This is a genomic window from Micromonospora sp. NPDC048871 (assembly GCF_043198155.1).
GTDB lineage: Bacteria > Actinomycetota > Actinomycetes > Mycobacteriales > Micromonosporaceae > Micromonospora.
In genome coordinates, this window is sequence record NZ_JBICUM010000008.1 from 86,163 (window position 1) to 99,429 (window position 13,267).

General features: G+C 70.3%; 14 protein-coding genes. 10 read left to right on the forward strand and 4 right to left on the reverse strand.

The window, feature by feature from the left end; translation table 11 throughout:
- Positions 1-132 precede the first annotated feature (132 nt).
- From ACGFIK_RS19060 to ACGFIK_RS19070, 3 genes are all read left to right on the forward strand, one after another.
- Positions 133-681: a carboxymuconolactone decarboxylase family protein gene (locus tag ACGFIK_RS19060; RefSeq protein ID WP_327027104.1), complete on the forward strand. Its 549-nt coding sequence runs from the start codon at positions 133-135 to the stop codon at positions 679-681.
- A 66-nt stretch (positions 682-747) separates the two neighbouring features.
- Positions 748-1,302, forward strand: coding sequence for a carboxymuconolactone decarboxylase family protein (locus tag ACGFIK_RS19065; protein WP_327025646.1), 555 nt, complete (start codon positions 748-750; stop codon positions 1,300-1,302).
- Between the two features lie 53 nt (positions 1,303-1,355).
- Positions 1,356-1,904, forward strand: a complete 549-nt coding sequence (locus ACGFIK_RS19070; RefSeq protein ID WP_327025645.1) for a carboxymuconolactone decarboxylase family protein — start codon at positions 1,356-1,358, stop codon at positions 1,902-1,904.
- A gap of 43 nt (positions 1,905-1,947) precedes the next feature.
- Here the strand turns inward: ACGFIK_RS19070 and ACGFIK_RS19075 are convergent, their stop codons facing one another.
- The 3 genes from ACGFIK_RS19075 to ACGFIK_RS19085 form a co-directional block, all read right to left on the reverse strand.
- Entirely contained in the window at positions 1,948-2,685 is a 738-nt protein-coding gene (locus ACGFIK_RS19075; protein ID WP_393340422.1) for a maleylpyruvate isomerase family mycothiol-dependent enzyme, read from the reverse strand.
- Positions 2,686-2,807: 122 nt separating this feature from the next.
- Positions 2,808-3,239 (reverse strand): VOC family protein, encoded by a 432-nt coding sequence (locus tag ACGFIK_RS19080; protein WP_327025642.1) that lies wholly within the window; start codon positions 3,237-3,239, stop codon positions 2,808-2,810.
- Positions 3,240-3,280: 41 nt separating this feature from the next.
- The gene (locus ACGFIK_RS19085) at positions 3,281-3,712 is read right to left on the reverse strand and encodes a helix-turn-helix transcriptional regulator (protein WP_393340425.1); all 432 of its coding nucleotides are present in this window, start codon (positions 3,710-3,712) and stop codon (positions 3,281-3,283) included.
- A gap of 151 nt (positions 3,713-3,863) precedes the next feature.
- Here ACGFIK_RS19085 and ACGFIK_RS19090 point away from each other — a divergent pair, with 151 nt between their 5' ends.
- The 7 genes from ACGFIK_RS19090 to ACGFIK_RS19120 all read left to right on the forward strand — a co-directional run bounded on the left by ACGFIK_RS19090 (position 3,864) and on the right by ACGFIK_RS19120 (position 12,191).
- Positions 3,864-5,108 carry a PucR family transcriptional regulator gene (locus tag ACGFIK_RS19090; RefSeq protein ID WP_393340427.1) on the forward strand — a complete coding sequence of 415 codons (1,245 nt, stop codon included), beginning with the start codon at positions 3,864-3,866 and terminating at the stop codon, positions 5,106-5,108.
- A gap of 113 nt (positions 5,109-5,221) precedes the next feature.
- The gene (locus tag ACGFIK_RS19095; RefSeq protein WP_393340430.1) at positions 5,222-6,055 is read left to right on the forward strand and encodes a carbohydrate ABC transporter permease; all 834 of its coding nucleotides are present in this window, start codon (positions 5,222-5,224) and stop codon (positions 6,053-6,055) included.
- Entirely contained in the window at positions 6,052-7,332 is a 1,281-nt protein-coding gene (locus ACGFIK_RS19100; protein ID WP_327025638.1) for a sugar ABC transporter substrate-binding protein, read from the forward strand. Before ACGFIK_RS19095 ends, ACGFIK_RS19100 begins: the two co-directional genes overlap by 4 nt.
- Positions 7,329-8,327, forward strand: coding sequence for an ABC transporter ATP-binding protein (locus ACGFIK_RS19105; RefSeq protein WP_393340433.1), 999 nt, complete (start codon positions 7,329-7,331; stop codon positions 8,325-8,327). Before ACGFIK_RS19100 ends, ACGFIK_RS19105 begins: the two co-directional genes overlap by 4 nt.
- On the forward strand, positions 8,324-9,199 hold the full coding sequence (locus tag ACGFIK_RS19110; RefSeq protein ID WP_357531835.1) for a sugar ABC transporter permease: 876 nt from the start codon (positions 8,324-8,326) through the stop codon (positions 9,197-9,199). Before ACGFIK_RS19105 ends, ACGFIK_RS19110 begins: the two co-directional genes overlap by 4 nt.
- Before the next feature lie 17 nt (positions 9,200-9,216).
- Positions 9,217-9,684, forward strand: coding sequence for a hypothetical protein (locus ACGFIK_RS19115; protein WP_357531836.1), 468 nt, complete (start codon positions 9,217-9,219; stop codon positions 9,682-9,684).
- A gap of 122 nt (positions 9,685-9,806) precedes the next feature.
- Positions 9,807-12,191: a glycosyl hydrolase gene (locus ACGFIK_RS19120; protein ID WP_327025634.1), complete on the forward strand. Its 2,385-nt coding sequence runs from the start codon at positions 9,807-9,809 to the stop codon at positions 12,189-12,191.
- A 143-nt stretch (positions 12,192-12,334) separates the two neighbouring features.
- Here the strand turns inward: ACGFIK_RS19120 and pdxY are convergent, their stop codons facing one another.
- Entirely contained in the window at positions 12,335-13,186 is an 852-nt protein-coding gene (pdxY, locus tag ACGFIK_RS19125) for a pyridoxal kinase PdxY (RefSeq protein WP_327025633.1), read from the reverse strand.
- Positions 13,187-13,267 lie beyond the last annotated feature (81 nt).

Genomic DNA, 13,267 nt, shown 5'->3' on the forward strand with positions numbered 1-13,267 from the left:
GGACCCCTGGATGGCGAATGCGTGCGGCTGTCGGGTGACGCACCGGACACCCTTGAGATGCCACGATCTATTCACTAGATTCAATCGCCGCACGGCGAGAACGATCGACTTCGAGATCCAGGAGAGTGCCTCATCGCTCACATCGATCTAGGGGTGCCCGAGGCCGAGTTCCCCGGCATCCGTGGCCCGTTGCGCTTCCGACCGGAGACCGGCCAACCGTTGCTTGAGCTGGTCGAGGTGCTGCTGCGCGGCCCACACCCGCTCTCTGCGGGCGAACGCGAGTTGATCGCCGCGTACGTCTCCGGCCGCAACGAGTGCACCTACTGCTGCTCGGCACACTCGGCATACGCGGCGGCCCAACTCGATGAGGGCATGTCCCTGGTCGAGCAGGTGCGTGCCGACCCGGACACCGCGCCGATCTCGGCGAAGCTGCGGGCCCTGCTGCGCATCGCCGCCGCCGTCCAGGTCAGCGGACGCGAGGTCACCACCGAACTCGTCGAGGCCGCCCGCACCGAAGGCGCCACCGACCTGGAAATCCACGACACCGTCCTCATCGCCGCGGCCTTCTGCATGTTCAACCGGTACGTCGACGGCCTCGGCACCGTACCGGCAGCCGACCCGGGGTGGTACGTGCAGGCCTCCGAGCGAATCGTCCGCACCGGCTACCGGCAGGTCGTCTGAGGACGGCCTGGCGACACCGCTGGATCGAACCCGCCCGCCTACCCGCAGACTCGGAGCACCCCAGTCATGGCGCATATCGACCTCGGCCAGGACGAACAGGTCTACCTGGGCATCCATGGCCTGATCCGTTACCGGCCAGAGACCGGCCGCCCCCTGCTGGCGCTGAACGAGGCGTTGCTGCGCGGCCCGCACCCGCTCTCCGCAGGGGAACGGGAGCTGATCGCCGCGTACGTCTCCGGCCGCAACGAATGCCGGTTCTGCCGGGGCGCGCACTCGGCGTTCGCCGCCGTGCAACTCGACGAGGGCATGCCCCTGGTCGAGCAGGTGCACGCCGACCCGGACACCGCACCGATCTCGGCGAAGCTGCGGGCCCTGCTGCGCATCGCCGCTGCCGTCCAGGTCAGCGGACGCGAGGTCACCACCGAACTCGTCGAGGCCGCCCGCACCGAAGGCGCCACCGACCTGGAAATCCACGACACCGTCCTCATCGCCGCGGCGTACTGCATGTTCAACCGGTACGTCGACGGCCTCGGCACGCTCGTACCTGACAACCAGGAGTGGTACATGGGCCCGGCCGGACGGGTCGCGACCCGCGGCTACCTGCCGGTGCTGGACCGCTGACCCCGTGCCGATCATCGAAATATCATCGGCTGATCGAATCAGGATGTGAGGTCATGGCACACATCGACCTGGGCGTGGACGAGAACGAGTTCCCCGGGGTCCGGGGCCCGTTGAAGTACCGGCCGGTGACCGGCAAGCCGATGTTGGAACTGGCCGAGACCCTGTTGCGGGGGCCGCTCAGCCTATCCACCGCCGACCGCGAGTTGATCGCCGCGTACGTCTCCGGTCTGAACCAGTGCACCTACTGCTGCGCGGCGCACTCGGCGTTCGCCGCCGCACTGCTCGACGAGGGCATGCCCCTGGTCGAGCAGGTTCGCACCGATCCGGACAACGCGCCGGTCAGCACGAAGCTGCGTGCCCTGCTGCACATCGCCGGGGCTGTGCAGCGTAGTGGCCGCGACGTCACCCCGGAGCTGGTCGAGACGGCCCGCGCCGAGGGTGCCACCGATGAGGAGATCCACGACACCGTCCTCATCGCGGCGGCCTTCTGCATGGTCAACCGGTATGTCGATGGCCTCGGCACCTTCGCCCCGAGTGATCCGACGTTCTACGAGGAGGCAGCCCGGCGGGTCCTCAGCGTCGGCTACCGCAACACGGTCTGAGCGCAGGCGGCGACCAGGCTGCGGCGGGCGCCGGCGACCCCACTCAGGGCAGTTCGGGCGCCCCGGCTTCCCGGGATCGTCGGGCGGATGGTGGCGGGCTGGCCAGCACCCGCAGCGGCGCCATCAGGCGCCCGAGCACCCCCGGTCGGGTCCGGTTGAGCACCCGCGACCGCAGCAGGGTCAACCCCTCGCCGTCCAGGTGGTCGAAGGCCCACGGTCGGCCGCCGATGCCGAGCAGCAGGGTTTCGGCACGGCCGCGGACCACCGGCCCGCTGCCGTACGTCCAACCGGTGTCGGTGGCCTCCAGTCGCAGGCCACGCAGCCGGTCTCCCATCGCGTACCCGGGCGAGGGCTGGTCGGTCAGGTGCCGGAAGGCCACCCGGAGCCGCTCCTCCGGGGTGTCGCGGGCGATGTTCAGGGGCACCCGCATGTCCAGGTCGTGCAGCAGCACGTCGGTCAGGACGGGGTCGTACCCGGAGCGCGGGATGGTGGTGCGGGAGGTCGCGTGCCGCCGCAACCTCGCCACGATCTCCTCGATCGGCAGGCGGGCGGCCCGGCGGGTCAGCCGGAGGTTGAAGCGGTCGAAGTCGGCCCCGGTGGTGACGATCGCGGCGTAGATCTTCAGTTGGCCGAAGCGCAGGTAGGTGGTGAGGTGGGCGGCCACGTCGTGCACCCTCCAGCCCGCGCAGAGGCTCGGCCGGCGGAGTTGCTCGGCCGTCAGACCCTCCAGAAGGTCGGCTGCCCGGTGCCGCTCGTCGACGATCATGTCGAACACCCGCATGGCTACCAGGGTATTGATACTTACCGTTGTCGACATCCGTCCGCGTGCCGTGCCGACCGGTGACGGCCCGCCCCGCCCGACGGGATGGAGCGTCGGGCGAGGCGGGCGGCCAGGTGCGCTGGTCAGTCGAAGTCAGCCGGGCTGAACTCCTTGTGCTCGACCAGGACCAGCCAGTTGCCGGAGTTGTCGCGGGCCACGGCTTCCACCCCGTACGGGCGATCCGCCGGTTCCTGGAGGAACTCCACGCCCTTGGCCCGCAGCTCCTCGTAGGTCTTGCGGCAGTCGTCGACGGCCAGACCGAGGGCGAAGAGACTGCCCTCGTCCCGGGCCCGGCCGAACATCTCGGCCACCTCCGGCGACAGCGGCGGGCCGGGGAGTTGGAGGTGCACCTCCAACTCCGGCTGGCTGGGGTGACCGACCGTGCACCAGCGGTAGGAGCCGTCGCCGATGGTGAGGTCGGTACGTTCGACGAATCCGAGCACCTCGGTGTAGAAGGCCTTGGCGGCGTCGATGTCCTTGACGAAGACGGTGGTCAGCGAGACGTTCGTAATCATGCGGGCCAGGCTAGGCCCCGTCGGTGCGGTGGCGGCTTCTCCTAGCTTGCGGCGTCACCGCGCCGCTCGGCGAACCCCCACATGAACACGAAACAGCCCGGGATGTGTGGGGCACCGGTCTGCGCCCAGCGGCGCTGGAAATCCCGGGGTGACTCGCCGACGAGTTTCCGGAACCGGCTGCTGAACGAGCCGAGGCTGGCGAAGCCGACCGCGTAGCAGACCTCGGTGACGGTGAGGTTGGTGGCTCGCAACAGGTCCTGGGCCCGCTCGATGCGCCGTTGTGACAGGTATGCGGCCGGCGAGAGGCCGTACGTGATGGTGAACAACCGATGGAAGTGATACCTGCTGATGCCGGCGACGGCCGCGACCGCGGCGAGGTCCAGCGCCTCGGTGTGGTGGCGGTCCATGTGGTCGCGTGCCCGTCGCAGGTGAACCCGAAGGTCACCGGGAGCACGGGTCGGCGGTCGGCTCATCACCGGCGAGTCTATGTGACAGTCAATGCGAGAATGATACGCATAACTGTAACGAAGAAGCCTGGTCCTACGCCTATCCCGGGTGTAGACAGGATTCTGATCATGGCGGCGGTGCGCGGGGCGGTTCTGCCGCCCGCCAGGAATCCACAACGTGAGAGGGGGGCTGGTGCGGGGCGAACTGCAACGCATCGTCGACGCCGTCGCCGCCCACGCCGGACGTCCCGCACTGATCGAGGACCGTCGGCAACGGGTCGTCGTGTACAGCGAGCAGAACGGGCTGACCGACGAGGTCCGCCGGGCCTCGATCCTGCGCCGGCAGAGCAGTCCGGAGGTCGTCGCCTGGGTACGCGACCTCGGGCTGGCCGACGCACGCGGGCCGGTACGCACTCCGGCCCGGCCGGACCTGGGCATGTTGCCCCGGCTGTGCGTGCCGGTGCGGCACCACGAACTGCTGCTCGGCTACGTCTGGTTCATCGATCCCGACGGCACCATGACCGATGTCGACCTGACCGCCACCGGCCTGCTCAAGGAGCTCTCCCTGGCCCTGTACCGGGAGAATCTGCTCGGTGAACTGGCCGCGCAACGGGAGACCGAGGCGGCCCGTACCCTGCTCGCCGACAGTCCGGAGACCCGCGACCAGGCGGCCCGGGCCCTGCTGGAGGCGGGGATGATCGCCGCGGACGGGCCCCGGACGGCGTTGGTGGCCCGGCTGGTCGCCCCCGCGCACCGGCAGCCGGACGAGTTGGCCCGCATCGCCCTGGAACAGGCCCTGGTGGCCGCCCGCCGACGGGCCGGGATCAGGGAGGCCCTGCACCTGATCCGGCACGACCACGGAGTGCTGCTGCTGCCGGCCGAGCCGGTCGCGGGGCGACCCGCCCCGGAGACCGCCGCCCGCCAACTCGACGAGGACCTTCAGCACGTCACCCGGGCGCTCGGCTCGGTGGAACGTACGGTGGTCGGGGTCGGGCAGATTCGGCCGCGGCTGGCGGACGCCGCCGAGTCGTACGTCGAGGCGCTGCACGCGGCCCGGGTCGGTGCGCAACTTCCCGCGCTGGGCCGGGTGGTCTTCTGGTCCGCCCTGGGCAGTTACCGGGCCCTGGCCCGACTCAGCGACCAGCAGCTGACGGTGGCCGACGTGCATCCCGGGCTGGCCCGACTGCTGGCCACCCCGGGCAGCCAGGTCCTGCTGACCACCCTGGAGCGGTATCTGGACCAGGCCGGCAACGCCCATGCCACGGCCGCCCGGCTGCGGCTGCACCGCACCACCCTCTACTACCGACTGCAACGCATCGAGGAACTGGCCGACACCGACCTCAAGGACGGCGACGAGCGGCTGTGTCTGCACCTGGGACTCAAGCTGGCCCGGTTGACCGGGCAGCATCGGCCCGAGGAGTGAGGTGACTGCGACACACGTAGCATCCCGGCGCGGGGATCTCCGACAGGTGCCCGATGACCGACGGCCAGTTGATCTCTAGGTTCGGCCAAGGGGCAGTTGAGGGGGGTGGCGCGGTGGTCGGGCGTTGGCTCGGGCGGTTCGTCGTGCCCGCCATCCTCGCGGTGATCTTCGTAGCGCCACTGTGGTTCATGGTGGTCGGGTCGCTGCGGCCGGCCGGTTCCCCGCCACCGCGCACCCTGGAACTGTGGCCGGCCGATCCCACCACGGCCGCGTACACCCGGCTGCCGGAACTGGTGCCGCTGGCGCGGTATCTGGCCAACTCGGCGCTGGTGGTGGCGATGGCCGTACCGCTGACCGTGCTGGTGGCCGCGCTGACCGGCTTCGGGCTGCGGCTGCTGTCCGGGGCCGCCCGCCGCCGGGCCCTGCTGGCCCTGCTGGTCGTGTTGCTGGTGCCGGTCACCGCCGTGTGGGCCACCCGGTTCGAGGTGTTCCGCCTCTTCGGGGCGGTCGACACCTACCTGCCCCTGCTGGCACCGGCGGCGTTGGCCGTCAGCCCCTTCCTGATCCTGCTGTACGCCTGGAGCTTCGGCGGCATACCGGACAGCCAGTTGCAGGCCGCCCGGCTGGAGGGTGCCGGCTGGCTGACCATCTTCCGACGGCTGGCCCTGCCCCAGGTCAAGCCGGCGACCCTGGCGGTGGCGGTGCTGGCCTTCACCTTCCACTGGTCCAACTTCATCGACCCCCTGCTCTATCTGACCAGCGGCGACCGCTACACCTGGCCCCTGGGGCTACGGTTCCTGCTGCTGCTCAACCCGACGGACTGGCCGCTGCTGATGGCCGGCAGCGTGATCGCCACCGCGCCCTGCGTCCTGATGTTCCTGCTCGCCCAACGGATCCTGCTGGCCGACGATCCCCTGGCGGCGCTTCGCTCGAAAGGAAGACGATGACCTCCCTCTGGCGGCGCACCTGCGCCACCTTGCTGGCGACGGCGCTGATCGTCACCGGATGTTCCTCCGGTGACGACAAGGCCGACGACTCCGGCATCACCGTCGTGCTGTTCGGTGACGCCGAGGAGATCGCCGGCTACCGGACCATGGTCGCCGACTTCACCGCGGCCAACCCCGACGTACCGGTCAACTTGTCACCGGTGGCCAGCCAGGACGAGCTGATGGCGCGGCTGACCACCTCCTTCGCCGGGGGTCAGCCGCCGGACGTGTTCCTGCTCAACTACCGCCGCTACGGCCAGTTCGCCGCCCAGGGGGCGATCGAGCCGGCGCAGTCCTACCTGGACTCCAGCGAGGCGATCAAGGAGAGCGACTTCAGCCCGCAGGCCCTGGACGCCTTCCGGTTCGACGGTAAGGAGCTGACCTGCCTGCCGCAGAACCTGTCCTCGCTCGTCGTCTACTACAACGCCGACCTGTTCGCCGCCGCCGGGGTGCCCGCCCCGAAGGCGGGCTGGACCTGGGACGACTTCCTCGCCGCCGCAAAGGCGTTGACCCGCGACGGCCGGTACGGGGTCGGGGTGGACCCCTCGCTGCCCCGGCTGGCCCCGTTCGTCTGGTCCAACGGCGGTGAGCTGGTCGACGATCCGGACAAGCCGAGCAGGCTGACCCTCACCGACAACCCGTCCTCCCGGGCGGCCGTCGACTGGTTCCTCGACCTGCAACTGCGCCACGGTGTGGTGCCGCCGGACGCCGAGGAGCAGAGCGAGTCCAGCGAGGCCCGGTTCATGCGCGGCACGCTGGGCATGTACCTCAACAGCCGGGTGGCCGTGCCCACCCTGCGCACCATCACGGACTTCACCTGGGATGTCGCGCCGCTGCCGGTGGCCCCCGGCGGGCAGCCGGCCTCCATCCTGCACAGCGACGCGTACTGCATGAGCGCCGGACTGGACGACCACCGGCCGGCCTGGCGATTCATCGAGTACGCGATGGGCAACGCCGGGCAGCACACCCTGGCCGAGTCGGGCCGTACCGTGCCGTCCCGTCTTGAGGTGGCCAACTCCCCCGTCTTCCTGGACCCGGCCAAGCCGCCCCGCTCCTCGCAGGTGTACCTCGACGCGGCGCCGCACCTGCGGGCCACCCCCCGCACCGGTAGCTGGTCGCGGGTGGAGAAGGAGGGCAACAGTCTGCTGGCCGAGGTCTTCTACGGCCGGATCGACCGCGAAGCCGGGCTGCGCCAACTGGAGGACCGGGTCCGTCCGCTGTTCTCGGTAGGCAAGTGAAGGGCGTCATCCGGCTGGAGGCCCTGACCCGCTCGTACGGCGGAAAGCCGGCCGTCGATCGCGTGGACCTGGAGGTGGCCGCCGGGGAGTTGATCACCCTGGTCGGCCCCTCCGGATCGGGTAAGTCGACAATCCTTCGGCTGATCGCCGGACTGGACCGGCCGGACAGCGGCCGGATCCTGGTCGACGACGTCGACGTGGCCACCATCCCGCCGCCCCGGCGCGCGGTGGCCATGGTCTTCCAGGACTACGCGCTGTTTCCGCACCTGAGTGTGCTGGACAACCTCACCTTCGGCCTGCGGGTGCGCAAGGTGCGCCGGGCCGAGGCGGTCCAGCGGGCCGAGGCCGCCGCGCAGCGGCTCGGCATCGGTGACCTGCTGGACCGCTACCCCGATCAGATGTCCGGCGGCCAGCGTCAGCGGGTGGCCCTGGCCCGGGCCCTGCTGCGCGACCCCAGTGTCTACCTGCTGGACGAGCCGCTGGCCAGCCTGGACGGGCCGCTGCGCTTCGCCACCCGCACCGACCTGCTGGCCCTGCACCGGGAACTGCGCACCACCACCATCCATGTCACCCACGACCAGCACGAGGCGATGACCCTCGGTGACCGGGTGGTGGTGCTGGCCGAGGGGCGGATCCGCCAGGTCGGCCCACCCCAGCAGGTGTACGACGAGCCGGCCGACACCTTCGTCGCCGGGTTCCTCGGCAGTCCGCCGATGAACCTGGTACCCGGCGGCGGGGTGCTCGGCGGGGACGACACCCTGACCATCGGGGTACGGCCGGAGGACCTGACCCTCGACGACGCCGGACCGATCACCGCCACGGTCGAGGCGGTGGAGTCGCTGGGCAGCGAGGCCAACCTGTCGACCCGCTGCCCGGACGGCACCCGGCTGATCGTGCGCACCGGCCCCCGCCCCGGGGTGGCTCCCGGGGACGAGGTGCGGCTGCGCGCCGATCGGCTGCACCGGTTCGACGCGACCACCGGCCGACGACGATGACCCGGCCCCGCCGACCCCTGACCGGCTGGGCCTTCCTGGCCCCGTACGCCATCGCGGTGGCCCTGCTGGTCGCGGTGCCGGCGCTGCTCAACGTCGGGTACGCCTTCACCGACCACACCGGGCTGACCCGGGACCCGCAGTTCATCGGGCTGGACAACATCCGCCGGATGTTCGGCGACCGGTTCCTGCTCGACAGCCTGGAAGCCTCCCTGTTCCATGTGGCGCTGGCCGTACCGGTGCGGTTCATCGCCGCGGTGGGACTAGGCCTGCTGCTCGCCGCCCCCCGCCCGGGTGGCCGCTGGTTCCGCACCGCGGTCTACCTGCCCACGGTCATCCCCGACGTGGCCCTGGCGGTGCTGTTCCTGTGGGTGCTCAATCCGCTGTACGGGCCGCTGAACCAACTTCTGGGGCTGTTCGGTCACGAGGGATACAACTGGCTGGCCGACCCCACCACAGCCCGTATCGGGGTGGTGTTGATGTTGGCCTTCCCGATCGGTGAGGGGTTCGTGGTGGTGCTGGCCGCCCGTCGGCTGCTCGACGGCCGACTGTACGAGGCGGCCACCCTGGAGGGCTGCGGCCCGTTCGGACAGTTGCGGCGGCTCACCCTGCCCCTGCTGGCCCCGGTGCTGGTGCTGCTGGCGGTGCGGGACATCATCCTCACCCTCCAGGTGAACTTCGTGCCGGCGTACGTGCTCACCGACGGGCGGCCCGCCAACGCCACCCTGTACCTGCCGGTGTACATCTTCGACCAGGTCTTCGAGTTCTCCGGCTTCGCCTACGGCTCCCTGGTCACCATCCTGTTGATGCTGATCACTGCCGTGATCATCATCGTGCTGCTGCTGGTCGTACGACGCTGGCGGGTGCTGCGATGAGCTGGCATCCTGCTGCGATGAGATTGCGGGTACTGGTCGCCACCGTCGTCGTCCTCCCCCTGCTGGCCGCCTGTGGTGACGGCTCGGCGGCGCCCACCGGCGGCGGTCGCGACCTGTTGGCGAATCTGCCCAGTTGTGACCGGGTGCCGATGGACGATCCGGAGGTCGAGGCCGACGTACCGGGTCTGGCCCTGCCGGAGGGCTCCCGGGTCACCGACGTCGTGCGGCAGGGGGTGCTGACCACCGTGGAGGCGACCCTGCGGATGTCTCCACTGGACGTTCGCGCGCACTACGAGCAGCGTACGGACCTGGAGGTGCTGCGCGTGGAGGACGAGGTCTTCGAGACCGAGGTGCTGGCCCGGACCGAGGCTCGACGGATGTACCTTCGTGCCTCGGCGCTGTGCGCCGACGGCTCCAGCCTGACGGTCGTGGTGGGGCCGGACTCCGAGGACGCCGGTCTGCCCGAGTTCCGCAGCGGCGGATGACCTCTCGACAGATGTCCTAACCGGACCGGGGGTTCTCCCGACAGATGCTCGGTGACTGGCACCGACCAGCGATCTAGCGTGCGCAGCAAGGACCGTTCGTGTCCGGATCAGGAGAGACCCCCATGAAACTTACGTTCGCGAGGCACTATCGCGGACTGGCGGCGACAGCTGTGGTCGGGCTGCTCGCCACGGTCGCGTTGGCCGCGTCGTCCAGCCCACCCCCCGCTGTTGAACCGTCGCTGGCCACCAACCTGCCTACCGGCCCGATGGAGGTGCCGGACGAGTGGATGACCGCCCAGCGGTTGAGTGACGGCAGCACCAGCCTGTCGGCCACCCAGTACGCCAACGCCCGGGGCCAGGCCAAGCAGCTCGCCGTGCGGACCAAGAACAGCTACCGCAAGCTCGGCGACCAGCAGTGGGACTTCTTCGGGCCGCTGAACATCGGTGGCCGGGTCCCCGACCTCGTGGTCGACCCGCAGGTGCCGGACCAGCTGTTCATCGCCGCCGCCTCCGGTGGCGTGTGGAAGTCCAGCGATGCCGGCGACGTCTTCACCCCGGTCTGGCCGGACAGCTGGTCCCAGCCCATCGGTGCGCTGGCCATGACCAGCGACGGTATCCTGTTCGCCGGCACCGGTGAGGCCCAGCCCGGCGGTGGTTCCATCACCTTCGGTGGTGACGGCATCTACCGCTCCACCGACCGCGGGGGCTCCTGGAAGCGGGTCGGTCTGACCGACAGCCACGCCATCGGCCGGCTCGCCATCGACCCGACCAACGAGAAGCGCATCTTCGCGGCGGCCAGCGGCAACCTGTTCATCCCCGGCGGTGAGCGCGGCGTCTACCTCAGCGAGGACGGCGGTGACAACTGGCGGCAGGTGCTCGCCCCGCTGAACGGCACCACCGGCGCCACCGAGGTGATCATCGACCCGAGCAACCCCAACCGGGTGTACGCGGCGATGTGGGACCACCTGCGCGAGCCGCACCAGCGCACCTACGGTGGCCCCGGTTCCAGCCTCTGGCGCTCGAACGACGGCGGTGAGACCTGGCAGCGGATGACCAACGGTCTGCCGACCGACGCCGACCAGGGCCGCTGGGGCCTGGCCGTCGCGGCGAGCAACCCGCAGCGCCTCTACGCCTACGTGGGCACCGCCATCGGCCCGTTCCGGGCGTTCTACCGCTCCGACAACGGCGGTGACAGCTGGACGCAGATGCCGATCAACGCGAACCAGGCCTCGCAGTCGACCTTCAGCTGGTGGTTCGGCAAGATCTGGGTCGACCCGGCCGACGCCGACCACCTGTTCCTGATGGGTGTCAACCTGATGCGCTCCACCAACGGCGCGCAGAGCTTCTCCTCGGTGCGCGGTCCGCACGCCGACCAGCACGTCATGCGCTGGGACCCGAAGGTGCCGGGCCGGGTCTACCTCGGCAACGACGGCGGTGTCTACCGCTCGGAGCAGAACGGCGCGGGCGGCTGGGTGAAGGCCACCGACGAGCGGTACACCCAGTTCTACACCGTCGACGTGGCGGAGACCGACCCGACCCTGAAGGTCGCCGGCGCCCAGGACAACGGCTGCAACCGGGGCTACAACGGCCGCCTCGGCCCGTGGCAGGCCATCGGCTGTGGTGACGGTCTGCAGACCATCATCCACCCGGAGAACCCGAACATCGTCTTCGGGTGCAGCCAGTACGGTTCCTGCTACCGGTCGGAGAACGGCGGTTTCGCCCCGCGGCAGACGATCGGCGCCAACCAGACCACCTCGCAGCGGCGTAACTGGCTGACCCCGCTGCTGTTCGACCCGAACGACCCGAACGTCATGTACTACGCCGGCAACATCCTCAACCGGTCGACGGACAACGGTCGTACCTGGACCCCGATCAGCCCCGACCTGACCAACGGTGGCCCGAACGACCCGTCCGGCTACCCGTGGGGCACGATCACCACGGTCGCCGTCGCGCCCAGCGACAGCAACACCCTGTACGTGGGCACCGACGACGGCAAGGTCTGGTGGACCCGTGACCTCGGCGCCACCTGGACCGAGGTCGACTCGGCGCAGCTGCCGGGCACCTGGGTGACCCGGATCGCGGTCAACCCGAAGGACGCCAACATCGCGTACGCGACCTTCTCCGCCTTCCGTTCCGGCAGCGACCGGGCGCACGTGCTGATGACCCGCGACGGTGGGCGGAACTGGATCAACATCGGGCAGGGCCTGCCCGACGCTCCGGTCAACTCGATCGTCCCGACCGCCGACGGTCTGCTGATGGTCGGCACCGACGTCGGTGTCTTCCTCTCCGCCTGGAACGGCGGGGAGTGGGCCAACCTCGGCAAGAACCTGCCGCAGGCTCCGGTGATGTACCTGCGCTACCACGAGCCGAGCCGGCAGCTGACCGCCGCCACGTTCGGCCGCGGCATCTACGACGTGACCGTGCCGCGTTGCCCGGCCTCGTCGACCAAGCTGCCGCTGAAGAACCCGGGTGTCGGCGTGGTGGGCGTGCTGAACTCCTGCCGCTAGCCTGATCGGCCGCCACCGCACCGGCCCGCCGAGGTGATCACCAATCGGCTGGTCTCCGGCGGTGGCGGTCGGACCACTCGAACAATCCGGAGGCCACCTCCCCATCCCGGGGCGGTGGCCTCCGGCCTGAGCAAGCGGCCTCGCTACCGCAGGCGGCGGGCCGGGAACCGGTTCGCGGGCTCGGCGATCGCCTCCTGGGCGGCGATCAACTGGAGTTCCCGGGTGCCGGCGGCCATGGTCGCCTCCAGCACGGCGAAGATCGAGGCGGTGGTCCGCTCCAGCGCGACGGCCGGTGAGCCGCTGGTCCGAAGATGCGCCAGGTACAGCGCGGCGGTGACGTCACCGCCGCCGTTGGGGTAGATCGGCAGCAGGGGGGTGGTGACCGCCCAGGCGCCCTCGTCGGAGACCGCCACCACCTCCAGCAACCCCTCCGGTACGGCACTGTGCAGCACGCTGGTCACCAGGACGTGCCGTGGTCCGGTCGCCCGGACCACGTCGACCGCTGCCAGCAGTTCCTCCACCGAGTCGGTCCGACGACCGGCGAGGAACTCCAACTCGAACTGGTTAGGGGTGACGATGTCGGCTCGGGGTACCACCACGTCACGCAGGTACTCCGGGATGCCCGGCCGGACGAACATGCCCCGGCCCACGTCCCCCATCACCGGGTCGCAGCAGTAGACGGCGTCCGGGTTGGCGGTCTTGACCAGCGTCACCGCGTCGAGGATCACCGACCCCATCGCCGGGTCGCCCAGGTAGCCGGAGAGGACCGCGTCGGCGTCGCCCAGGACACCACGGTCGGCGATGCCGGCGATCACCTCGGCGACGTCGGCCGGGGCCAGTAGCGGGCCGCGCCACGCGCCGTACCCGGTGTGGTTGGAGAAGTGCACCGTCAGCACCGGCCAGACCTCGTGCCCGAGCCGTTGCAGCGGGAACACGGCGGCCGAGTTGCCGACGTAGCCGTAGGCGACCGAGGACTGGATGGACAGGATTTTCACGGTCCCATCATGGCGGGCACCGCTCGCGGGCCGCGCCGGGGCCCGCCGGCAACGGCCAGGATGTCGGCCGCTGCCGGCGGG